Origin of the sequence: Blautia sp. MCC269, from assembly GCF_018785655.1 — a bacterium.
Lineage (GTDB): Bacteria > Bacillota > Clostridia > Lachnospirales > Lachnospiraceae > Blautia_A.
In genome coordinates this window covers 171,944-190,875 of record NZ_WQQE01000039.1, presented here as the reverse complement: position 1 = coordinate 190,875, position 18,932 = coordinate 171,944, and the positions used below count along the sequence as shown (strand labels likewise).

Annotated in this window: 33 protein-coding genes and 1 tRNA gene; all 34 read right to left on the bottom strand. The window is 39.5% G+C overall.

What is annotated here, in order from left to right; translation table 11 throughout:
• Nucleotides 1-53: 53 nt before the first annotated feature.
• Nucleotides 54-392 carry a hypothetical protein gene (locus GPK88_RS13785; protein WP_215707915.1) on the bottom strand — a complete coding sequence of 113 codons (339 nt, stop codon included), beginning with the start codon at nt 390-392 and terminating at the stop codon, nt 54-56.
• Nucleotides 393-407: 15 nt separating this feature from the next.
• Nucleotides 408-614, bottom strand: coding sequence for a hypothetical protein (locus tag GPK88_RS13780; protein WP_215707914.1), 207 nt, complete (start codon nt 612-614; stop codon nt 408-410).
• A gap of 1 nt (nt 615) precedes the next feature.
• A complete protein-coding gene (locus tag GPK88_RS13775; RefSeq protein WP_215707913.1) occupies nt 616-948 on the bottom strand; it encodes a nucleoside triphosphate pyrophosphohydrolase family protein in 333 nt (110 codons plus the stop codon).
• Between the two features lie 2 nt (nt 949-950).
• Nucleotides 951-1,250, bottom strand: a complete 300-nt coding sequence (locus GPK88_RS13770; protein WP_215707912.1) for a hypothetical protein — start codon at nt 1,248-1,250, stop codon at nt 951-953.
• Nucleotides 1,219-1,461, bottom strand: a complete 243-nt coding sequence (locus GPK88_RS13765; protein ID WP_215707911.1) for a sporulation protein Cse60 — start codon at nt 1,459-1,461, stop codon at nt 1,219-1,221. Before GPK88_RS13765 ends, GPK88_RS13770 begins: the two co-directional genes overlap by 32 nt.
• The gene (locus tag GPK88_RS13760) at nt 1,458-1,649 is read right to left on the bottom strand and encodes a hypothetical protein (RefSeq protein WP_215707910.1); all 192 of its coding nucleotides are present in this window, start codon (nt 1,647-1,649) and stop codon (nt 1,458-1,460) included. The genes GPK88_RS13765 and GPK88_RS13760 overlap by 4 nt, the downstream gene beginning before the upstream one ends.
• On the bottom strand, nt 1,633-1,830 hold the full coding sequence (locus GPK88_RS13755) for a hypothetical protein (RefSeq protein WP_215707909.1): 198 nt from the start codon (nt 1,828-1,830) through the stop codon (nt 1,633-1,635). The genes GPK88_RS13760 and GPK88_RS13755 overlap by 17 nt, the downstream gene beginning before the upstream one ends.
• A 313-nt stretch (nt 1,831-2,143) precedes the next feature.
• Entirely contained in the window at nt 2,144-2,638 is a 495-nt protein-coding gene (gene nrdG, locus GPK88_RS13750; protein ID WP_215707908.1) for an anaerobic ribonucleoside-triphosphate reductase activating protein, read from the bottom strand.
• 16 nt (nt 2,639-2,654) lie between these two features.
• Nucleotides 2,655-2,942, bottom strand: coding sequence for a hypothetical protein (locus tag GPK88_RS13745; protein ID WP_215707907.1), 288 nt, complete (start codon nt 2,940-2,942; stop codon nt 2,655-2,657).
• A 13-nt stretch (nt 2,943-2,955) separates the two neighbouring features.
• Nucleotides 2,956-3,429, bottom strand: coding sequence for a JAB domain-containing protein (locus GPK88_RS13740; protein WP_215707906.1), 474 nt, complete (start codon nt 3,427-3,429; stop codon nt 2,956-2,958).
• 25 nt (nt 3,430-3,454) lie between these two features.
• Nucleotides 3,455-4,189: a hypothetical protein gene (locus GPK88_RS13735; protein WP_215707905.1), complete on the bottom strand. Its 735-nt coding sequence runs from the start codon at nt 4,187-4,189 to the stop codon at nt 3,455-3,457.
• A 167-nt stretch (nt 4,190-4,356) separates the two neighbouring features.
• Nucleotides 4,357-4,617, bottom strand: a complete 261-nt coding sequence (locus GPK88_RS13730) for a hypothetical protein (RefSeq protein ID WP_215707904.1) — start codon at nt 4,615-4,617, stop codon at nt 4,357-4,359.
• Nucleotides 4,618-4,660: 43 nt separating this feature from the next.
• A complete protein-coding gene (locus GPK88_RS13725; protein ID WP_215707903.1) occupies nt 4,661-4,849 on the bottom strand; it encodes a hypothetical protein in 189 nt (62 codons plus the stop codon).
• Entirely contained in the window at nt 4,834-6,090 is a 1,257-nt protein-coding gene (locus GPK88_RS13720) for a DEAD/DEAH box helicase family protein (RefSeq protein ID WP_215707902.1), read from the bottom strand. Before GPK88_RS13720 ends, GPK88_RS13725 begins: the two co-directional genes overlap by 16 nt.
• Entirely contained in the window at nt 6,083-6,265 is a 183-nt protein-coding gene (locus tag GPK88_RS13715) for a hypothetical protein (protein ID WP_215707901.1), read from the bottom strand. The genes GPK88_RS13720 and GPK88_RS13715 overlap by 8 nt, the downstream gene beginning before the upstream one ends.
• A complete protein-coding gene (locus tag GPK88_RS13710; RefSeq protein WP_215707900.1) occupies nt 6,249-6,515 on the bottom strand; it encodes a hypothetical protein in 267 nt (88 codons plus the stop codon). Before GPK88_RS13710 ends, GPK88_RS13715 begins: the two co-directional genes overlap by 17 nt.
• Before the next feature lie 128 nt (nt 6,516-6,643).
• Nucleotides 6,644-6,787, bottom strand: coding sequence for a hypothetical protein (locus GPK88_RS13705; RefSeq protein WP_215707899.1), 144 nt, complete (start codon nt 6,785-6,787; stop codon nt 6,644-6,646).
• A 17-nt stretch (nt 6,788-6,804) separates the two neighbouring features.
• A complete protein-coding gene (locus GPK88_RS13700) occupies nt 6,805-7,077 on the bottom strand; it encodes a DUF2829 domain-containing protein (protein WP_252197774.1) in 273 nt (90 codons plus the stop codon).
• 5 nt (nt 7,078-7,082) lie between these two features.
• On the bottom strand, nt 7,083-7,406 hold the full coding sequence (locus GPK88_RS13695) for a hypothetical protein (RefSeq protein WP_215707897.1): 324 nt from the start codon (nt 7,404-7,406) through the stop codon (nt 7,083-7,085).
• A 225-nt stretch (nt 7,407-7,631) separates the two neighbouring features.
• Nucleotides 7,632-8,111, bottom strand: coding sequence for a hypothetical protein (locus tag GPK88_RS13690; RefSeq protein WP_215707896.1), 480 nt, complete (start codon nt 8,109-8,111; stop codon nt 7,632-7,634).
• A 331-nt stretch (nt 8,112-8,442) separates the two neighbouring features.
• Nucleotides 8,443-12,663, bottom strand: a complete 4,221-nt coding sequence (locus tag GPK88_RS13685) for a DUF5906 domain-containing protein (RefSeq protein ID WP_215707895.1) — start codon at nt 12,661-12,663, stop codon at nt 8,443-8,445.
• A gap of 25 nt (nt 12,664-12,688) precedes the next feature.
• Entirely contained in the window at nt 12,689-13,240 is a 552-nt protein-coding gene (locus tag GPK88_RS13680) for a hypothetical protein (protein ID WP_215707894.1), read from the bottom strand.
• A gap of 11 nt (nt 13,241-13,251) precedes the next feature.
• Nucleotides 13,252-13,818 (bottom strand): hypothetical protein, encoded by a 567-nt coding sequence (locus GPK88_RS13675; RefSeq protein ID WP_215707893.1) that lies wholly within the window; start codon nt 13,816-13,818, stop codon nt 13,252-13,254.
• Nucleotides 13,808-14,059, bottom strand: coding sequence for a helix-turn-helix domain-containing protein (locus GPK88_RS13670; protein ID WP_215707892.1), 252 nt, complete (start codon nt 14,057-14,059; stop codon nt 13,808-13,810). The genes GPK88_RS13675 and GPK88_RS13670 overlap by 11 nt, the downstream gene beginning before the upstream one ends.
• Nucleotides 14,060-14,136: 77 nt before the next feature.
• On the bottom strand, nt 14,137-15,069 hold the full coding sequence (locus GPK88_RS13665) for a DUF6353 family protein (RefSeq protein ID WP_215707891.1): 933 nt from the start codon (nt 15,067-15,069) through the stop codon (nt 14,137-14,139).
• Entirely contained in the window at nt 15,069-15,410 is a 342-nt protein-coding gene (locus GPK88_RS13660; RefSeq protein ID WP_215707890.1) for a hypothetical protein, read from the bottom strand. Before GPK88_RS13660 ends, GPK88_RS13665 begins: the two co-directional genes overlap by 1 nt.
• 9 nt (nt 15,411-15,419) lie before the next feature.
• On the bottom strand, nt 15,420-16,010 hold the full coding sequence (locus GPK88_RS13655; protein ID WP_215707889.1) for a hypothetical protein: 591 nt from the start codon (nt 16,008-16,010) through the stop codon (nt 15,420-15,422).
• A gap of 13 nt (nt 16,011-16,023) precedes the next feature.
• A complete protein-coding gene (locus GPK88_RS13650; RefSeq protein ID WP_021976463.1) occupies nt 16,024-16,215 on the bottom strand; it encodes a hypothetical protein in 192 nt (63 codons plus the stop codon).
• Nucleotides 16,216-16,287: 72 nt separating this feature from the next.
• Nucleotides 16,288-16,593 (bottom strand): hypothetical protein, encoded by a 306-nt coding sequence (locus GPK88_RS13645; RefSeq protein ID WP_215707888.1) that lies wholly within the window; start codon nt 16,591-16,593, stop codon nt 16,288-16,290.
• A 63-nt stretch (nt 16,594-16,656) separates the two neighbouring features.
• Complete coding sequence (locus GPK88_RS13640; RefSeq protein WP_215707887.1) at nt 16,657-17,463, bottom strand: DUF6353 family protein; 807 nt, start codon at nt 17,461-17,463, stop codon at nt 16,657-16,659.
• Nucleotides 17,464-17,516: 53 nt separating this feature from the next.
• Nucleotides 17,517-17,672: a hypothetical protein gene (locus tag GPK88_RS13635; RefSeq protein ID WP_215707886.1), complete on the bottom strand. Its 156-nt coding sequence runs from the start codon at nt 17,670-17,672 to the stop codon at nt 17,517-17,519.
• A gap of 43 nt (nt 17,673-17,715) precedes the next feature.
• Nucleotides 17,716-18,489 carry a DUF6353 family protein gene (locus GPK88_RS13630; protein WP_215707885.1) on the bottom strand — a complete coding sequence of 258 codons (774 nt, stop codon included), beginning with the start codon at nt 18,487-18,489 and terminating at the stop codon, nt 17,716-17,718.
• Nucleotides 18,490-18,528: 39 nt separating this feature from the next.
• Nucleotides 18,529-18,598, bottom strand: a tRNA-OTHER gene (locus tag GPK88_RS13625).
• A gap of 46 nt (nt 18,599-18,644) precedes the next feature.
• Nucleotides 18,645-18,905, bottom strand: a complete 261-nt coding sequence (locus GPK88_RS13620) for a DUF6353 family protein (protein ID WP_215707884.1) — start codon at nt 18,903-18,905, stop codon at nt 18,645-18,647.
• Nucleotides 18,906-18,932 lie beyond the last annotated feature (27 nt).

Below are 18,932 nucleotides of genomic sequence, written 5' to 3'. Positions count from 1 at the left end.
CTGATTCGTTATCCAGTAAAACTTTAAGACCGCCAAACCTGCAATCTTTACATTTAATCATTCCCGTCTTCTTCCACTCTTAATATCTCCACAATTTTTAGCACATCCTCTATTCGGCTAAGTTCTACTCCTCCGACCTTGGTGGCACTCATTTTCAACATTGCGCGACAATCATCATCTCCAGCGATCCAAAAGTCCGGCCTCAAACCTGCCAATTTATTCCAACGCCCATATTTACCAATAATAATCACAGGGCGAATCAGACCGTCTGATATTCCTATTGCGTTTCCACGCCGTTCTTGTCTAATAGGAATCATACTGGATAAACATGAAAGTTCCGAATAAAGTTTTTCCCCACTATGATCGTGAATGACTATTTGTATCGGTTTCACTTTTTCCTCAACCTCCTATTTATCTTCTTTCAAAATAATTTTATTGTCACACTGCGGACAAGTGATATACAAATACATACGATTGAAAAACTCGCTGGAAAATTTAGATAATTCTTTTGAGAAGTCTTTCTGTACATCTTCATTTTCATCATAGCTTAAAACTGCGCCACACTTTGGGCACTGAGCCTCTTTTAAATAACCTGGTTTGATAATATTAATCATCTTAATTTCTCCCTTCCGCTCTATATAAACTCTTACCTGCGTCAAAACCTTCCGGATATCTTTCTTTGAGCTTATCGATGTTCATCCGCATGATATCGTCCAACGACCAACCTTTAGCCGTACAATACTCTGCGATAAACCAGAGAAGATCCCCAAACTCTTTCTTTACATGGTCAACTTCAAACACATGTCCTTGATACATTTTCTGATAGATTGAATGGATTTCTCCAATTTCGCCGACCATACCGTGTAGAGCGTGAATCTTCTGTTCTTCGAATGTTAAACCCTTGTTGATAGTTCTAGCTGCTAGCTTCTGATACTCATTTCCTGTCATAATTATTTCTCCCTTCCATATGGTTTTCTTCTAAACCATTTCTCTGCTTCTTTACTCCTGAGTTCTGGTCTACTCATAAAACTCCGTTTGATTTCTCTATCCTGTTTAATACTTCTTTCGTCTTTTCCCGGGTTTGGATCTATCCATCTCACTCTACCGATCACCTCTTTTCTATAAAATTCTTCTACTATGGCAATTATTAAGCCACATAAAATAAGGACAGCCGTTAAAACGACCGCCCCTAAAAATATAAATAAGCATTTAAGCATACTACTCTCCTTCAACACCGACCATTTTTCCATCAGCATATAAAACAGTAGAATCCGGTTCCCACATGACCATAGCCCGATCAATGAATATACCGCCATCCGGAACTCCAAAGTTACCATATTTATTGATAACAAAGGTTGTCGTGTATTTAATATCTATCACATGCTTATCTTTAATAAACTCATTAACCTCTTTCTCAAGTGCCAGTGAATCTCCCGCACTTCCAAAAATCTTTACTTTCATTTCGTATTCTCCTTTTCTGCTTTTTTGATTCTCTTTTCATCCGGCTTATAATTAACCGGTTTCTCTGAGTGCTCGTTCATCGGAACACCCAGACATTCGTTACACGGATCTTTCTCTTCATATAAATCCGCATATTCACACAACGGACAATATTTTGAGAAATTTACTTCCTTATATATGTATTCCATTTGTACCTCCTACTAAAATATAAACGCCAGAAATCAATCCACAGGCAATCGCTTCAAGACTTAAAAACATGAATATTTTATCTGTCCACGTCATTTCTAATTCTGGATCAGAGTCGAATAACCATACAATTCCGAACACAACACAAGTTGTCAAAATAAGTGCTCCTATTAACTCATTCATGCTATCCTCCTTCCATTCTATCCAGCTATCAGGTATACACTAACGATGAGCAAGATACAGAAAGCATCCGTACCCCACGATACATATGATTTTATCTTTAAGATCCAAATCGTATCCGAACACAAAAGTTATAAATGTGCTCATGGTAATCAACAATAAAATCCATCCGATTATCGCATTCATTTCATTCACCTTTCTTACAACGGTAAAAACAGTGAAAATACAAAACAAACCGCTCCTACAGTTAAAACTCCTGCAGCTATCATCAATAATATGAGAAGTATTGCTCCTATTATTTCCACAAGGTCTTCCATTAGTTTTCTCCTTTCAAAACAACCATCTCTGTTCTCAAACTCTCCTGCATATCAATCACTCTCTGGTTTGTACTACCGGCCCAGGGATAATTGACATCGGCAAGCTCCTCTACAAATTCTCCATCTACCAAAATATCGATCCATTTCATCCCCGGTAAATCTCGAATCTCTTCCCACAAATATCCGGTATACAGCCAGACGGTCTTACCCGGCATATATTTCTTGATATACTTCGCCAAATGAAAAATGGTGTCTCTATTCTCTGGATATAAAGGATCTCCTCCAGAAAAAGTGACACCACTGATATAAGACTTATTTACTTTGTTATATAATTCCTGTTCGGCCTCCACATCAAATATCAAACCGTCATGCGGATTCCAGGTCACAGGATTTTGACACCCTTTACAATGATGATTGCATCCGGCCACCCAGAGTACTGTCCGTAATCCATCGCCGTTCCTCATATCATCTGTAGTTATATTATGGTAGTTCACATGAAAACACCTCCGATCAATCGCATGTAGTCTCCTTAATAAATCGTTTAAGTATAAATTTTTCATATTCATTAAGAATTTTCTTAGAATAATAATCAAGGCATCTATCAAGTCCAAAACAATCATACCTGTAGTCGAAATCAAACCAATTTATAACATAACAAAAATTTATGTTGTTAGGTGAATATATGCAAATTGCTATTGATGGTTCCAAATTCTCTTCAATAAGTACTTTTCCGTACACCCTGATTTCAATCTTTTCCTTCAGAATATTTTTAAAGTTCCGAACATCTTCATACTTCATATTATTCCTCCCATCAAAAATAACCGTCCTGTTTTAAACTGGTATAATTGTCATCGCCAAGAATCATCATGTCTTTAAAGCGAACCCCGATTAAATCGCCAAGCTCTGAAATCGTTTTAGCTGTAGAAATATCTATGGCACTTGGCGTTGAATCTCCAGATGGATGATTATGGACTAAAATAAAAGCTGTGGCATTAAGCATAAGAACTTTCTGTGCTATTCCACGTTTGTCGATAACACTTGTGGAAACATCTCCGATGCCAACCTCAATGAAAGATTTAAAATGCATTTTGGTATCAAACGTAAGTAAAAATACGTGTTCTTCAGAGTATGTATCTAATTGAAGAGATTTACATAATTCATAAATATACTGTGGGTGTCTAAATTCATTTTTGTCAATGCCAATATCGATTCTTTTTGACCAAACTTTTTCAAAAGTAATTAATCCATCTTTATTAAGCCTTGTCTCATATTTTTTAACCAGCATTTTGACGCCTCCTCCCCTGAATACATTATGATAGTTCAACCAAACCACCCGATATTGGTTTGAGCACGAACAGCAATTCAATCATTTTTTGATTATCACAGTAAGTGAACTTATCGAGTTTCAAAAAATTGATTGGTATTCCGTATCTTTTAAAACTTCTGGTCTGTTCGATCCGATCCAATGCCATCATTAAGATATCTTTCTTATACGTTTTAATTATGTTCATAGGATCTGTTTCATAAGTCAATATGTACATGTGCATTCTTATAAAATCAAACGTTTTGGTGTTGTGGTTATCAACATCACGCTCCATAGTTGGGCGATCTATTTTTGTTATAAATCTCTCCAAATCAAATTCACTGTTCAGTAGAGACTTTTTTGTTTTTGGACTCCATGGCCTTTTCGACTGGTCCGGAAGATCAACTGATCCTGTTTTTCTTCCATAAGCTATTTTTTGCTTAATTCTTTTGAAGCTACAGCCATTCATTCCGTTTCTAACCTGTGAAGTCAATATGGCGGCTTTTTCAATTTTATCCAATTGTACTTCTGGGTGCCATAAATAAATTCCTGGTGAATACTGTTCCCTTCTCATTCCGGTTAATATCCCATTTTTCAAAAGTGGTACGGCTTCCCACTCGGGAATACTGTTAAGTTTTTCATTGTCATCAAAATAGTATACCGACCTTGTTTTATCATCCACAAGATACACATGATTTTTGAGACAATGATCCATTTCAACTTTAATGCCATTGATTTTCATATAATCCACCTTAGATGCCTACGCATATTCCAATTGCCAGCAATATTGCAGCCATACATATACATAATGCAATTATAAATATCAGCTATTGAGATCATTTCTGTATTATATTTTATTATACAGAAAATTTCATAAAAATAAAAGACCCGACGTTTCCGCCGAGTCTCTTAACTCATTTTGAAAAATTGTTTCATCACAAATTTCTGATATTTTTTCTGTACTTCATACGCTGCATAATCTGTAGAAAATCCATTCAATATTCTGTTCGAAAAATCCGTAAATGACATATCAAAATTGTTTCCATCTTTTCTTTTAATGGCAACAACCAAACTGTCATTCTCATTGACCTTTACAAATATACCTCCCTGAATTCTCTCTTTAAGTTTTGCATGTAAATTTGTACTAAATAAATACTCGTAATCTGTCATAACACTATTCCTCCTTTTCATTAAAGGAGTTGTGAATTTCGCGTTATTCCTCACTGTAATCCTCCACAGTAAAGCCGAAACACCACTTAATCATTTTCTTCTGGAACCAGTTGAAGTGATGATCTACATTTATATTTAATGTGTGCAGCTTGCCGATTTTGATCCGTGATCCGTTTTTAATTTTAGGAATTCCGAAGTGTGCTACTTTTAAGTCATCTATTGGTTGTCCCATCCCACAAACTTCCTTTCATTGAATTTTTTCTTTTTATTTAATGCTTTAGTTATTGCCATATCAATTCCGGATCTGCTTTTGATATGGTAATAATATAAGTCTTTGTATGGAGTATTCATTCGATTGATTCTTCCACTGGCCTGCTCCATGACTTTATAGCTGTAGTTCTGCGAAAAGAATATAATCGTATCCGTCTTAATGCAATTCCACCCTTCACAGCCTGCAGTATATTGAACCAAATATATCCAACGATCAGAATCCGGCACCGGCTGATGAGCATGACCGCTCCATTCGGCTACCTCATACCCTATAAATTCATTCGGCTCAAAACCGTAATCATCCCAGAACAAATGAAGAAGCATTTCCCTTTCATAATCAAAATTGTAAAATACAATGGCTCTGGGTGTTTTCTCCAGGATCTCCATTAACGCTACCACACGAGACTCATCAGTGTTCACTATTCTTCTTAAAATATAGCAAAGCTGAGAAGCTTGCTGGATCGGCTCATCCTTAAAAGGGTCCCACCGATTCCGGATAACATCTTTGTATTGAGGAATATCATACTTGGAATATACATCAATATGATGTGGAACTGTATTTCTTTCAAAATTCATGTCCACCAGTATTCGATCCCTCAACCTGATTAATCTACCAGTGTTTAAATACTTCTCAATTTGTGGATATTTCGTAAACCGAGAATATACAACATGCTCCCTACAAAACTCGGTCTTGTTTTTGTAGAAACCATTTGCCACAAATACCGGTATGTAATCGGCCCAGCAGTCTCCGGGTGTTGCTGAAAGAATAATCCAATTATTTCCACGAGCGATTTTTTGAAATGCCTTCACCCAAGCCCCCGATCCGCAGACTCTATCTTCATCAAATATAAAAAATGCCCCATGGATCTCAGAGTATTTCTTTATGTTATTCCAAGAATCAATTACTATTTTTTGCCCAGGATATAATTTGTTATGATCTGGATCTGTTGATATACGGTAATTTGCCAACTCTGAATCCCACTCATGCGAGTCACGTTTCATCGCAGTGGTAATAATATAAAGATCCTGTGGATTCTTCATCGGGACATAATTCTGATTAACGAAGCTGCCTCCATTTTCTTTAAAATAATAATAAAGGCCGGTCCGACTTTTGCCAGATCCGACCCCTCCGTTAAGAATACAGCCGTTACGCATTTTATCCACAGCGTCTTTCTGATAGTCCCTGAGAAAATCTTTACTCATTTTTCGCCTTTGGCGTGGTCAACTTTTTATAAAGTTCAAGAGCTTCCTCCCCCTTGAAAGCATTTATAATATCCACGGCCTCGCGGGGTTTCTTACGCCCCACGACAAGAACCGCATTCTCGTTATTTCTGGATAAATCAATACTTACGAGTATTGTATCAGTGATCGACTTCATCGCTTTCTCCTTTCTTGGGAATCCACTTCTTAAATACGTCATTGAAATATCCTGCATTATAAAAGAAGTATTTGGAGATTGCCATCGCCAGTCCCTTCTCCGGATCAAATGTATCATTCTTACCACACTTTACAACAGTCTTTGTACCATCGTTCCAGAATACAATCGTAGCTGGATCATTGAAGATAACATTTTTAATTCTATATAACGCTTTCTGTCTTGACGGGTGACCGTAATAGTTATTCAACATTGCTTTTCTTAATCCTGTTACCATGGTAACAGGCTGCCAATTGGACGGCTCACCGTTAAGATCCCTTTTACAAGTGTAACATCCGGCGCTAGTATAACAATATTTACAATTCTCACATTTTTTCATAATCATTCTCCATTCTCTTCCAATTTCATAGTGACACCACATTTCATCGCAGCTATCACGATCCTAGCGTCCGTACACTTTCCTGCAACTCTAAATACTGTGTAAGCCATGATTCCGGCTATAACGATTTTTGCTCCATCACTCATAAATATCACTCCTCCGATCAGTGAATGTACTCCCAGTCCTCGGCAAGGATATCGTTAATGCTCGGTACCCACATAGCATGGCTACCATTGATCATTTTAATCTGCAGATATGGTTCACATTTAAACAGATCTCCTTCATTGAGCCCCCACGCTTTAGCAGTCTGCAGGTTACATGGAATGCCTTCAGGATACCCCTTCTGATATACAACAAACATTCCTTTACCATTCCATCCGTGTCGGAAAATCTTTTCTCCATTTTTTACTTTCTCAAGTGCCTGACCAAAATTCATAATTTTCATTCCTCCTGTGATTTATTGAAGTATGGACACTTAGTCCAATCTTCACTTATTGCGTACTTGCAACTTTCGGCAATACAACGTTTACCAGAGTATTGGGGATGGCTACAATCTGGAAAATTTGGATACAAAATATCTCTGACTCCAAATATAAAAGCCATATCAGGTCCTACAAAATCCGGTTCTCCTTCAGGTGCATAATGCCGAATACTCTTAGGAATATCATCACGACTCGTATACACATTGAAGCTGTCAGCAGAACCGTCGATGACTCTATAAATTGTTTTAACACCATTCGTTACATATCTGATATCAAGACTCATAAATATCACTCCCTCATTTATCTTCATTCTTAGACGCAACTATTGTGAATAACGTTGAATCAAAGTGATCTGGGTAATAGTATTCCTTAACCGGCGTTGCGGTTACTGAAATGATGTTCCAGCCATCTTCCTGCAGATTCCGTAATTCTTTGTCCAAATTACTTGCCAAATCACATACTAAATACCTGTTATGTGCTCGGACTTCGAATGCTCGTACGATCATGTTCACTCCTCTGGGCTTTCTTCCTCAGCATATCTTGCTGCAAATCTGTCAATTTCCTGAATGACCTCCATAGACTGCAGATATGCAGTACGACCAGTTTTACCATTTACTTCCCAGTCATATGGTCTTACATCCAGATTGACTGAGCGAATATCAATCTCATCCACGATGGATACCATATCCTCGCTCAGCTCTCTGTGGGCATTTCCGGATACTAAATATACCTGCGGTCCACGATCATTGAATTTCACTTTGACCGGGAGATATCTGAATGGCTCTTCGCCTTCGTCTCTCGGCTCTTTGATTTTCACATTCCAGCCACGATCGATAAGTTCATCGGCGAGCTCCTGGTTTGGAATAACCACTGCGAAGTTGCGATCGCCCTCACGATTGAATTTGCTACCCTCTCCTCTGAGGTTTCTGTAAATGATTCTTGCGTCGTTAATCTGTAAAATGTCTCTTGGTGCAAATGTCAGTTCCATAATTCTTTTAATCTCCTTTAAATAAATATAATTTTGTATAAAACAAAGAGCCTCAGCTATCTCTAGCCAAGACTCTCAGTTTGCTTATTGAACGAAGCCAATTTTCGCGTACTTCATTATTTCATAGAAATCCTTGAGTGATAAGGTCGCCACACTATATTTACATTCACTGCAAGCACCGTTACATCCAACACTTTCCGTGTTATTGTTTTTCATATTCGGATGTTCGCAATACATGTCCACTGTGCATTTAATCTCACCATCTTTGGATTTTAAATAATGCTTCATAAAATCACTCCTTTCATAACAGGAAAGGATTTCTCCGCGAATATCAATTCCACGGTAACTCTACTTCTTCATCGACACCTTCCGGAATATTCATAAAATCCGGTAATGGTCTCTCTTTAGGAATATACGGATCATCAGATATAAACCATTCATAATCACCGTATTTAGAAATAGATTCGATGGCGTCGTTAACGAGTTTGTCATAATATGATCGGTCGATAATACCGTCGTTGCCAGTGATCAGCTCTGCTCCCGATATCTCTTTCTCTTTCCCGGTATCAGGATCAATGATCGTCACCATTTCTTCGGATTTCTTCAACAGCATTTCAGCTTCGAGCCATCTGAATCCTGTCGTACCGGTGGCAGCGTAGAATTTACCATTCTGCTCTCTGACGAGAACGCCACCGCCCTTGCCAGGTTTAACCGGACAGAATTCTCCGACTTTACCGACGAATTTACGGTCATGACCATCGTTGATCAGCTCCTGCAGTACGCCAGCTTCCGGTTCAAAAGTAGTATCTGAGATTTTACCTTTCTTGTAATCAGATTCCAACTTCTCCAGTTTCTTCTCATAATCGGATACATCCGGTAATTTCTCATTCATATCCAAATATAAAGCCGATTTCACTGAGAACGTCTCGCGCATGTCGTTGATCGTCACGGGTTCCCTACTGAAGCAAGTCTTGAATACATAAGGAACCGCAAACTGCTTACCGGTAGCTGTCCATGGATTATTCTTATGCTTCTTATTATCTCCTGGAGCATATCCATACATAGCCACGCACTCATCTGGGTCTTTATACTTAGCAATATAAACTGCATTGTTTACGAGACACATTCTGTCGTAAGTAGCCTCATGTTCAAATGTGTAACCATATCGCTTACCAAAGTCCATAACGAATTTGATAATTTCTGGTGTGGCATCCGGAATCTTAATGGAATCCGTCTTAATATGAGCGACAGTGAACCCGCGTTTCTGTACCTCATGCTTGAGATCCACCATAAACAGCGCACCACGTTTGGCAACGATATTGTCTTTGTTACGAATATCCCTGAATGGATTATCGAAGTTGGCTGATGTAAGACCGTATACAGAGTTAATTGCAGTCTTGAGTGCATTAGCAAGATCTTTGGATGTCAACTCGCCATTCTTAACCCTCTCGACATGTTTCGTGAGTTTACCATCCAACATGCCATTGACAATATCCCAGGCTTCATGTTTGATAGACACACGTCCCTCGACGATTTCTCTATATGCTGTTGTGTATCTGACCCCAAACAGACACTCAGCAATGGTGCTGTGCGGGTGCATTGAAGCAATATCCAGCAACGCTACGTTTCCATACATGCCTGGTTCAGCGTACACATAACCACCCTCGCCAACTTCTTCTCCACGATATGTAGAAACACCATTTTCGTATTTGTAGCCCGGAAAATATGGCAACAAGCTGCAGGCTTCTCCGTGAGGTTCTGCCATCATTTCCCTACAGGATTTCTCAAGGAAGGCCTTTACTTCCGGATCGAGTTCGTACACAGGTTCAGCCAAGTTACGATACTGAAACTCATTCTGAGGATGCTTATTATTGCCAAATATAAATCTCTGAGTCAGAGTGTTTGTGGTATCATTTACGGTCAATCCGGCCAGATCAGCCAGGATCTCCCTTGCGATAAAATCACTCTTCAGGTAATCCCATGCTGCTTCAGTCGCCAGGACATCATTATCACAGTATTCTGCTACTTTCTGCCATAATTCTTTGGGAACCGGCTTGTCCCACGGAAGACCAAGCTCCTGATGATGAATCCCCATTTCGATCTCGAGTTTTTTCAAGCTCTTTTTGTTACCCGCAGAAGCGAAATCATAAATATCAGTGTATGAAATATTGTACGCCTCGCCGAATAATACCTTTCGACTGTCACCTTTTTTCGTATTTACAATTTTCTGGGATAAATCATACAGCTGCTCGTTTGTATATCCCATCATACAAGCGTAGAGCATATGATTATCGTATCTACGGCAGTTAAAACCAACCAACCGGAATTTGATAAGTTCTTCAATATCCTGCGGTCTTGGATTTATCAACCTTACGATAGGTTTTCCCTCTCCCTGGACTTTCCAGTTAACTAGGAACAAGTTGGGAAATACCTCACAATCATAAAAAACCAGCGGTTTCTCATCGTTCGTGAGTGCTACCGCCGGTTCTTCAGATTTGAATTTCATTTTACTTACAAGTCTCAGACAATATTCAGCCTGATTGGTACTTTGAGCTGCGAAAGAATATACCGCGTTTCTCATATCAGATACATCATATGCTTTGTCGCTGGCATAAGCATCATTGAGAAGCTTATTGATAAAATCAACACTACTTCGAGTGTCGTGATGATATTCTTTTTCGAGATTTCTCTTTATGGTAGTTCTGAGACTCTGTTCGTTTTTAAATCCTTCAATATTTATCACTTTTTTTCCTCCCTCCTTCAAAGGAAGTCCTGAGCTAATATGTGCAATAGGTAAATCATTGCATTTTGTAAGCTTTCTCCTGAGTGAACTTTTTCCTGTGAATACCTTTATTTCAATGTCTTTGTCGTAAAGACGGTTGAGCAGTGTTGAATCACCATCATAAATATAATGAAGATGAATCCCTGCGCCACTTTTACTTAACTCAGCATATGTAGCTGGCCATTTGCTTGCCGCAGCCAGATTTTTCTCGAATGATTTATTACCAGACTCATCCTTAATATCAAAATCAATGACTATATGATTTTCTGGAACCTTGACATAATGAAGTTTCGATGTGTCGATATCGCTGAGTTTGGTTTTGACTTTATTCCAGGGCTTGACAGGGGTTTCATTTTCGTTTGCGTATTGAGCAAAACACTCGGCGCAGGACTCATCGAAGACTGACTGTATCCCCTCTCCAAAATCGATGGATTTCTGTATTTGTTGTACATCTTTCTTCTCACTCCTCATATCTTTCTCGAATCTATCGAGTCGGAACCCTGAATATACATTCCGAGCCTGAGATTCGCTGTCAAATTCCTCGTCGAAATTCCAGAAATAATTCCTAAGCTCTTCTTTGAACACTCTCTGAGAATATGGATATGGTACCTTGGTCTCGTCGCAATACACCTTATACATTTCCCATGCAGTTTTGAGAGTCGTTCCGTCATTCTTTTTAAACACACTGAATGAATCAATCATGAAATTATAGAAATCATTTGTAGCACCCATCATCAGCGTCGGAACGTATGAATCGTACACATGTTTATTCGCCAAATATACCTGATGACAGTGATACGCAATTCCCGGAAGCTCAAAAGGGATTTTATCCATACAATCTGAATATTCCCTCTGGTCGAGTTTATTGCCGGATGGCGTGACATCGATCAATCGTCTGAGTAAACCAGATTTGCTGTCTGTAATTTTCACTGGCTTATTAGTTCCCATAAATAAGAAAGCGTTAAATCTATTTGCATAAGTAGATTTAAACTTCTCATTTACAGTCATAAGCTCGTGGGATACAAGACTGTTTAATCGAGTGTTATCCTCAATTTTGGATAAATCTCCATCATGCTGAATTGCAATAAGTGGGTTTGCTTTAAACGCCTCTAACGCAAAAGAGTTATTAGCCGATCCCAACGCCTTAGCGTCAAAGACCGAATAATAACCCTCAAATAACTGCTGTATAATATTTAAGACTGTCGATTTACCGGTTCCTGCAGAACCATAGAGAACCATAAACTTTTGAATATTCTTGGAATCTCCTTCGATAACTGCACCGATGGCCCATTCGATTTTCTTTCGTTCCCCTGGGGAATATAAAGTAGACATAAGCCTTTCGTATCCTGAAATATCACATTCTCTCAGCGGATAACTGAGCGTTCGGCTGGCGTAATCCTTTTTATTCGTCTTGGTATCACCAAATATAATTTTCTCATCCAATGGATGATAGTTATCTCGCATCTGCTTTTGACAATATTTATGCCAGGCGTCTATAGAACCGGAGTTTGAATCCCACATATACTTTGTGTAGAGTTCGTCGTCGGCATGTTCTTCCTGTTTTTTCGTATATTCGTATAATGCGGCATCAACCATGTTGATCACGTCTTCTTCGTCAGTAGACCAGAGACCGGTATCTTCATTCCAAACAGCATAGAAATCGCCGCCCCGTATCATGAGATCCGACGATTTCTTCAGAACAAATTTAGGGAATATCTCGGTGACACCCTTTTTCACTTGGCGCGTCGAAATCTTCATGAAATCAATCATTACACTATGCTTCTCCTTTCAAGATTTAAGATATGCTGTCGAGATACCAGCACAATTGTGTCCAAATGTCCACTTTCGTTAAATCCACGTCAACGCCTCGAATTCTGAATAAACCGCCATCCCCGTCTGACCCATACTGTCTATCCAGAAATGTATTTACGATATTTCCAGCAGATTTCTTATCAAAATTATTATCGTTCATAGCTCCAAGGCCCATGGTCGTGATCATTCCCCAAAACCATTGCCCGGTTCGATCTCCGAGTGCCGGATTGTCCATAATGGTCTCCTCGATTCTAATGGCCAAAGCCACCATCATCTCCAGAACACTGCATGGACCTTCGAGACAATCTCTAATCCAATCATTCTGATTTTCTCTGCCTGTATCAACAGCAAATCGCCATCTAAGATCTACACCATCTTCAGCTCGGTTTTCGTCGCTTCGCATTTCGTATCTGAACGTAATCATGTGTAAGCACGAAAGAAGTTTTTTATAAGTCATCTTGCCTGAAAACCTCTTTCCACAGACAATATTAGTCATCCATTCGAAATATTCGTTGATAATATTGTTTTTATCCATCCATTCTTCTCCTATCGTGTAGGATAGACGTCACTGAATCTTCGAGTGTCCATAAGAATCTCGTATTCTTTATCAAGAGTCTCATTTCTGACAAATACTGAATCGTCCTCATATTCACCGAAATGATTCAGAGCATCGCTTCCAATAGTTTCTTCAATGTCGTCTTCGTCCATAACACAATTTGCCTCGTCAGTAACAATTCCATCAGCCCAATATGTCAGGCTTTCGGATGGAAGTTCGCTTTCGCCGTATTCTTCCGGTGAAATAACATATTTATCCATATAATCCTCCTCTTCTTTATCAGAATATTTGTTTTCTAAAATAATCTCTCTGGCTGTTTTGCGTTCTGCATAATCGACATGCGTTTGTTTAGGCTGTACCGTAATATCAACGTCCATGCCTTCTTTTACACATGCCTCAGTGATATCCTCAACAGTCGGATGTTTCTTACTCCATACTTCCTTTACCGAAGCAATTTCCTCGTCAGCCAGTTTTTTATATTTATCCTTTACGAGTTTCCATGTTACTGCGGAGCCAATAACGACTCCTGCAGCAAATATAAGAATTTTATTTATCATGGTCTTTCCCTTTCTTTGAAAATGGGTTCTCTACGCTCTTATGAATATAAATCTTTTCGTCGATTATCACTCCGGGTATTTTTCCCATCTCAAAAAGAGCTTTTAGAGTATTTCTGCCGCTATGCCATTTGACGGCAGCTTCGTCCAGGGTCATAAGACCAGGAAGCGTATCACCATCGAATATAGACACGTTTTCCAAATTATTTTCCAGAATAAATATGATAAGTTCTCTACCTGTCATGATTTCTCCTTTCACCAAACGCGATCGTAAATATCCCTATAGGTATTCCCCGACCCAATGCTATTGAGTCCTGTCATTCACATCAGATCAAGGATGTTTCCATCAACATTGAAATCAAGCAGAATTGTTCTTTCATATCCGTTTACAAAATTACGGTTTGCTTCTTTGCTTGTGTCGTAAATACCGAAATCAACATAGTTGTCGCCTACCGGATTCTCCTTATCATAAATCCAGCCAACGATCTGACCTGCTTTTGTGTGCTGAATTCCGAGCATATCGTATACTTCATTCAGAAACAGGTGACCACGATCCTCAAGTCTCTTGGTTGCGGCTGCTTCCTGCTGACGTAAGAAGATCAGATTGAGTTCCGGATCTTTAGTCCATCCAATACATCCATCATCAAAGAATTTTGCAAATTCACTGATGGCATTCGGATCTACTACATCAACTGTTTTCTTTACGGTCTTTTCTTTTCCTTTCTCGTCAGTAACTGTCTCCTCTACCTCTTTAGCTTTGATGTTATAACGGAGCTCTTTATCCAGCTCTTTTCCGAATCTCTCCACAACTCTTCCGCGATATTCTTTGAAGCTCTTATCCACTGCTGTGTAAGCTGCAGCCAGAGCGATATTTCTCTTTCTGAGAATATTGTTAGAGGTGAGGATTGCCGTGATAGATAACCCTCCGAGGATAACTGCCGGTGCGTAAACTTTTGCAACCTTCAGGGCTGTCTGGGTGTATACGATAGCAAGATCTTTATTGCCGTCTTCCGGCGTATACTCCTCATCAACTTTATCCGGATTCTCAATCACATCATGAATGGAATCGATCTTATCTCTGGAATCATCCAGGATATCACCAAGTTTGGTAGTAGCCTTGCAAGCCATTACGGCACTTGCTACTGCACCGATTACCCCAGCCACCACAAGGATTTCCGGGCTGTGCTTCTGCAGCTTAAATGCCATTCTGTGTGCTGATCTGGAAATAGTGTTCATAAATGCTAATTTTTTCATTATTCGTTCTCCTTTTTAAACTCTTCAATTTCTTTTACTGACATACCATCGATTCCGGCTGACTCGTCTGAATCGGTGTGTTTAAAATATTCTCCTGTCTGTGGATACATATATCTGAACATACAATAATTAGCAGCATCCGCCAGATACTCTAAATTACCTGTTTCTTCAAATTTCTGAATACACTTTTTAAGTGATCCGATCGCATCAACATACCCCGATACATAATTTCTTGAAACTTTCCCATATTTGAAATATGACTGCACCACAAGATTCTTTCGGATTTCATCGAATCTATTACTATATTCAGTTTTTAAAATAATCTCTTTTGGATCGTCCATGAGTCCTCCTTAAATCGGTTCTGCTTTTGGAAGCTTGATCATGTAACCATCCCGAACTCTTGAAATGTCAGCTCTGGCCAAGCTTTTCCAACCATATTTATTGTCTGTGTAATTGCAGGTCATGCCGCACAAATCATACATATCAGCAACGCTGACAACACCATATCTGTCCATCAACTCATCCATGCTGGCCAACACTTCATCAGCCTCGCCTCTGGTGTCAAACACAACATCATCAAAATCGTAGCTGGATCTTACAGATCTTCTTGAGCTACGACTAGAATTATCAGAATATGATCTATATGACACATAATTTGATGATCCTCGGCTACCGCCCCGTTTGTCGCCATACAGCATCATATCAACTCCGTCTTTCACGATATCCGAAACAGCTTTCTTGATTGCTGGTACCAGCACATCCAGAAAAATATAGGATTTAACGTTAGATACATCCTCTGAGATAAACACATCCTTGAATTTACTTACCTCGCTTTTCTTTTTTCTTTTAACTTTTCCGGTAACAACTTTATCTACTTTCTTCTCAGCAGTCTCTTTAGCCTCCGCTTTTGCTTTATGGGAATTTGCTCTATAATCCTCCATGAGTTCTCCTCTCTTAATCAACCATCATAATTTTTCCGGGTAGCGTAATTCGTGATCCCGCAATACGGTTATTTCTTTTCTTAAATTGATATGTTAAATTACTTCTTGCTTTCTTTTCGGAAGGAGCCACTGTCTCTCCCTCCCAACTATCAGCAAGAAGAGTGTTAAATTCCATGACCGGACCTTTATAAGTAAATTTAGGCATGATACACTCCTTTCGAATAAAAGAAAAAGAGGAATACCTTGTTATAGGTACTCCCCTGCCGGAATATAAATCTTATTCTTCTGATGCTTCATCAGATTCAGTTTCGTCGACTTCTACATAATCGGAATCAGCTACCACATCTGAATCGTCATCTCCGCTTCCAGCTCTTGATCCGATCATAAAGGCGGCTACCAAACCCAGTCCAATCACTGCGCCTTTCGCAATGTTCTTTCCGTGTTTCTGTAATCCTTCCTTCGCTTTCGTTCCAAAAGCTTTCAGTTTAGATTCCTTAACTTCTTCAGTGGCTACTTCTGTCTCCGTATTCTCCTCTGTAGTTACCTCAACTTCTTTAACCTCTTCTGCTTTAATTTCTTTCATCTTAATAATCTCCTTTCAGATTTTTATATTCTTTTCATTAAACAATATGTATTTTTCGCGAGTCTACATAAGCTTGGCGAAATTATATCTTGGAGCAACATGATACTCAAGAGTAATACACGGTCGACCATCATTTGCTACCATCGCTCCGTAGCTTATCTCAAGTAAACCATCATCAATGTTCCAGCCAAGTTCGTCCCCCATGTCCGTATTACTCAGACCTATTTCGTTGTAGAAATCGTTTAATGCTGCATACATCTCATACACCATAGTTTCGTTGATCTTATTGACCGCGGCACGGATCGTCTGGATATCCGACTCGAAATATCGTCCGGAAATGCCATCATAGCAAAGCTGTTTACCAGTTCCTGTGATGATTACTTCGTTTTTGGAAACTGGTTTCTCATCCAGATGTTTCTGGGAAACTTTATCTCGGATGACTTTTTCCTTCTCCTCACCGATTTCTTCCACGACCTTCTCACGGTATTCATTCAGTGCTGTTTCAGATAATTTATAAGCCGTAGCTAACGCGGCATTTCTTTTAGCATTCACAGAATGAGATCCGAGTAAGCAAGCGATAGACGCAGCGCCGCTAATAGCTGCTGGAATGTAACATCTCCATGTGGCTTTGACTACTTCAACGGGCTTGAGTTCTGGCATATCATCGTACGAATCATCTTCTTTCAACGTATCGCCATATTTCTCATATCTCTTCTCGGACAGAAGTTCCAACGCTTTCGGAGTAGCTTTAACTGCTAAAACAGTCGTAGTGATTCCGCTTGCGATTCCGATTCCAAGCAAAATCTCCGGGCTACGTTTTCCGAACCCACGTTTCACAGTTTTAATAAATTTTGTTACAGATTTGTTCATAGTGTCTCCTTTCAAATGAACATAACTTGTATAAAACAAAAATAAGAAGCCCCTCAGGACTCCTTATCTGTTTTCTCGGTAATATACTGTTCAAGTTTTTTATCAATTTCCTCTTTTGACTGTTTATCTGTAGCCCAACTAGCGGCTAATCCACCGATAGCTACTGCGATCCAACCAGCCATTTTGATTAAATCATATTTAGCCTTCATGAGTATACCTCCTTTCCGTTAAAGTCTCTGGAATTCTCGCGAGTCAGTAATACTCATCGTAATTAAGGGTCGGTTCGAACGGCATTTCAATAATATAAAAGACGGATCCATCATCAAGCTTTGCTGGAATATGGTTGAATTCAATCCAGAACATTCCTTCGTCCATTGGAGCCCATCCGGCTTCAGTACCCCAATCAGTAGGCTCCAGGCCGAGGAATTCATACAGTTCGTTTATCACAGCTTCTCCTCTGAGAATATAATTTCGGTTCAGGTGGTATTCTGCCATAAGAACCTGTTCGAGACTGGCTGTGAAGAACCTCTTCGAATACTCATCATACCAGAGAACCGGTTTAGATGAATTCTCCTCCAGCGATAAATCACAAGGCCCAGTTAAATATGAAGCATTGATGTATACAGTTTGAGATTTCTCTACTGCGAGAGCTTCGATAACTTTCTTAGCGGCCTCATCGCCGTACAATTCCTTTAGTTTTCGCCGATAGTCTTTAAAGCCCTGATCCAACAAAGCGTATGCGCTGGTCATAGAGGATTGAGTTTTTCGATTCAACATCTGAGCTCCAAATATACACACAATAGTAGCCGAACCCAGTAGCACTGCCGGAATATAAGGCACTGCAGCTACTTTAACTTTTTCAAGTGCAGTCAAATCCTCTCCTTTTTGAGCCTCCGCCTCCTGGATAAGTAACAATGCTTTTGGTGTGGCTCTCGCCGTTGCGAATGCCGTAGATACCGTCCCCATCGCAGCAAGTATTGCCAGGAGCTTTGGCGAGTTTCTTCTGAGTGTCATTTTTACGTTCATACGATTTCTCCTTTCGCGTGAATGAAAATAAATAGTAAAAGAAACAGAACGGGATTCGAACCCGCAATCTCCGGAATATCCGGCGCTCTACCATTGAGCTACCTATTTCTCTCATTAAAGGAGATGATTTTTACGCGAAAAAGAAAGAGCCCTGGTTAGGACTCTTCCGATGGGAACACGTATCGTATGTCTGATTCCATATCAGGTAACGCAATGTTAAATGTGCCGTCTGAATTTTCATGAACCTCATATTCGAATCTTTCGCGTTTTTCACTTTTTACCCAGCCTGCGACCAACGATTCTCTTGTTATCCGGATACATAATGCTTCATATACATCTCGAAGTAGTAAATATCCATATAACTGGAAATGATCGTTTAACCGGCATTCGTAAGCTACGAGTGTCACTACGTTCATAAGTTTATTTTTCTCCCAACGACACGA

Coding starts and splice junctions, on each gene's coding strand:
- GPK88_RS13690 (WP_215707896.1), bottom strand. CDS start 8,111: ATGGAACTGACATTTGCACCAAGAGACATTTTACAGATTAACGACGCA.
- GPK88_RS13670 (WP_215707892.1), bottom strand. CDS start 14,059: ATGACAGGTAGAGAACTTATCATATTTATTCTGGAAAATAATTTGGAA.
- GPK88_RS13705 (WP_215707899.1), bottom strand. CDS start 6,787: ATGAGTGATGGAGCAAAAATCGTTATAGCCGGAATCATGGCTTACACA.
- GPK88_RS13770 (WP_215707912.1), bottom strand. CDS start 1,250: ATGGAAAAATGGTCGGTGTTGAAGGAGAGTAGTATGCTTAAATGCTTA.
- GPK88_RS13655 (WP_215707889.1), bottom strand. CDS start 16,010: ATGGAGGATTATAGAGCAAATTCCCATAAAGCAAAAGCGGAGGCTAAA.
- GPK88_RS13765 (WP_215707911.1), bottom strand. CDS start 1,461: ATGAAAGTAAAGATTTTTGGAAGTGCGGGAGATTCACTGGCACTTGAG.
- GPK88_RS13685 (WP_215707895.1), bottom strand. CDS start 12,663: ATGATTGATTTCATGAAGATTTCGACGCGCCAAGTGAAAAAGGGTGTC.
- GPK88_RS13665 (WP_215707891.1), bottom strand. CDS start 15,069: ATGAAAAAATTAGCATTTATGAACACTATTTCCAGATCAGCACACAGA.
- GPK88_RS13725 (WP_215707903.1), bottom strand. CDS start 4,849: ATGGGACAACCAATAGATGACTTAAAAGTAGCACACTTCGGAATTCCT.
- GPK88_RS13660 (WP_215707890.1), bottom strand. CDS start 15,410: ATGGACGATCCAAAAGAGATTATTTTAAAAACTGAATATAGTAATAGA.
- GPK88_RS13620 (WP_215707884.1), bottom strand. CDS start 18,905: ATGAACGTAGTGACACTCGTAGCTTACGAATGCCGGTTAAACGATCAT.
- GPK88_RS13650 (WP_021976463.1), bottom strand. CDS start 16,215: ATGCCTAAATTTACTTATAAAGGTCCGGTCATGGAATTTAACACTCTT.
- GPK88_RS13680 (WP_215707894.1), bottom strand. CDS start 13,240: ATGGATAAAAACAATATTATCAACGAATATTTCGAATGGATGACTAAT.
- GPK88_RS13640 (WP_215707887.1), bottom strand. CDS start 17,463: ATGAACAAATCTGTAACAAAATTTATTAAAACTGTGAAACGTGGGTTC.
- GPK88_RS13700 (WP_252197774.1), bottom strand. CDS start 7,077: ATGAATTTTGGTCAGGCACTTGAGAAAGTAAAAAATGGAGAAAAGATT.
- GPK88_RS13715 (WP_215707901.1), bottom strand. CDS start 6,265: ATGAAGTCGATCACTGATACAATACTCGTAAGTATTGATTTATCCAGA.
- GPK88_RS13730 (WP_215707904.1), bottom strand. CDS start 4,617: ATGACAGATTACGAGTATTTATTTAGTACAAATTTACATGCAAAACTT.
- GPK88_RS13635 (WP_215707886.1), bottom strand. CDS start 17,672: ATGAAGGCTAAATATGATTTAATCAAAATGGCTGGTTGGATCGCAGTA.
- GPK88_RS13740 (WP_215707906.1), bottom strand. CDS start 3,429: ATGCTGGTTAAAAAATATGAGACAAGGCTTAATAAAGATGGATTAATT.
- GPK88_RS13675 (WP_215707893.1), bottom strand. CDS start 13,818: ATGATAAATAAAATTCTTATATTTGCTGCAGGAGTCGTTATTGGCTCC.
- GPK88_RS13645 (WP_215707888.1), bottom strand. CDS start 16,593: ATGAAAGAAATTAAAGCAGAAGAGGTTAAAGAAGTTGAGGTAACTACA.
- GPK88_RS13695 (WP_215707897.1), bottom strand. CDS start 7,406: ATGAGTCTTGATATCAGATATGTAACGAATGGTGTTAAAACAATTTAT.
- GPK88_RS13735 (WP_215707905.1), bottom strand. CDS start 4,189: ATGAAAATCAATGGCATTAAAGTTGAAATGGATCATTGTCTCAAAAAT.
- GPK88_RS13745 (WP_215707907.1), bottom strand. CDS start 2,942: ATGAAGTATGAAGATGTTCGGAACTTTAAAAATATTCTGAAGGAAAAG.
- GPK88_RS13755 (WP_215707909.1), bottom strand. CDS start 1,830: ATGAATGAGTTAATAGGAGCACTTATTTTGACAACTTGTGTTGTGTTC.
- GPK88_RS13780 (WP_215707914.1), bottom strand. CDS start 614: ATGATTAATATTATCAAACCAGGTTATTTAAAAGAGGCTCAGTGCCCA.
- GPK88_RS13630 (WP_215707885.1), bottom strand. CDS start 18,489: ATGAACGTAAAAATGACACTCAGAAGAAACTCGCCAAAGCTCCTGGCA.
- GPK88_RS13760 (WP_215707910.1), bottom strand. CDS start 1,649: ATGGAATACATATATAAGGAAGTAAATTTCTCAAAATATTGTCCGTTG.
- GPK88_RS13710 (WP_215707900.1), bottom strand. CDS start 6,515: ATGTTGAATAACTATTACGGTCACCCGTCAAGACAGAAAGCGTTATAT.
- GPK88_RS13720 (WP_215707902.1), bottom strand. CDS start 6,090: ATGAGTAAAGATTTTCTCAGGGACTATCAGAAAGACGCTGTGGATAAA.
- GPK88_RS13775 (WP_215707913.1), bottom strand. CDS start 948: ATGACAGGAAATGAGTATCAGAAGCTAGCAGCTAGAACTATCAACAAG.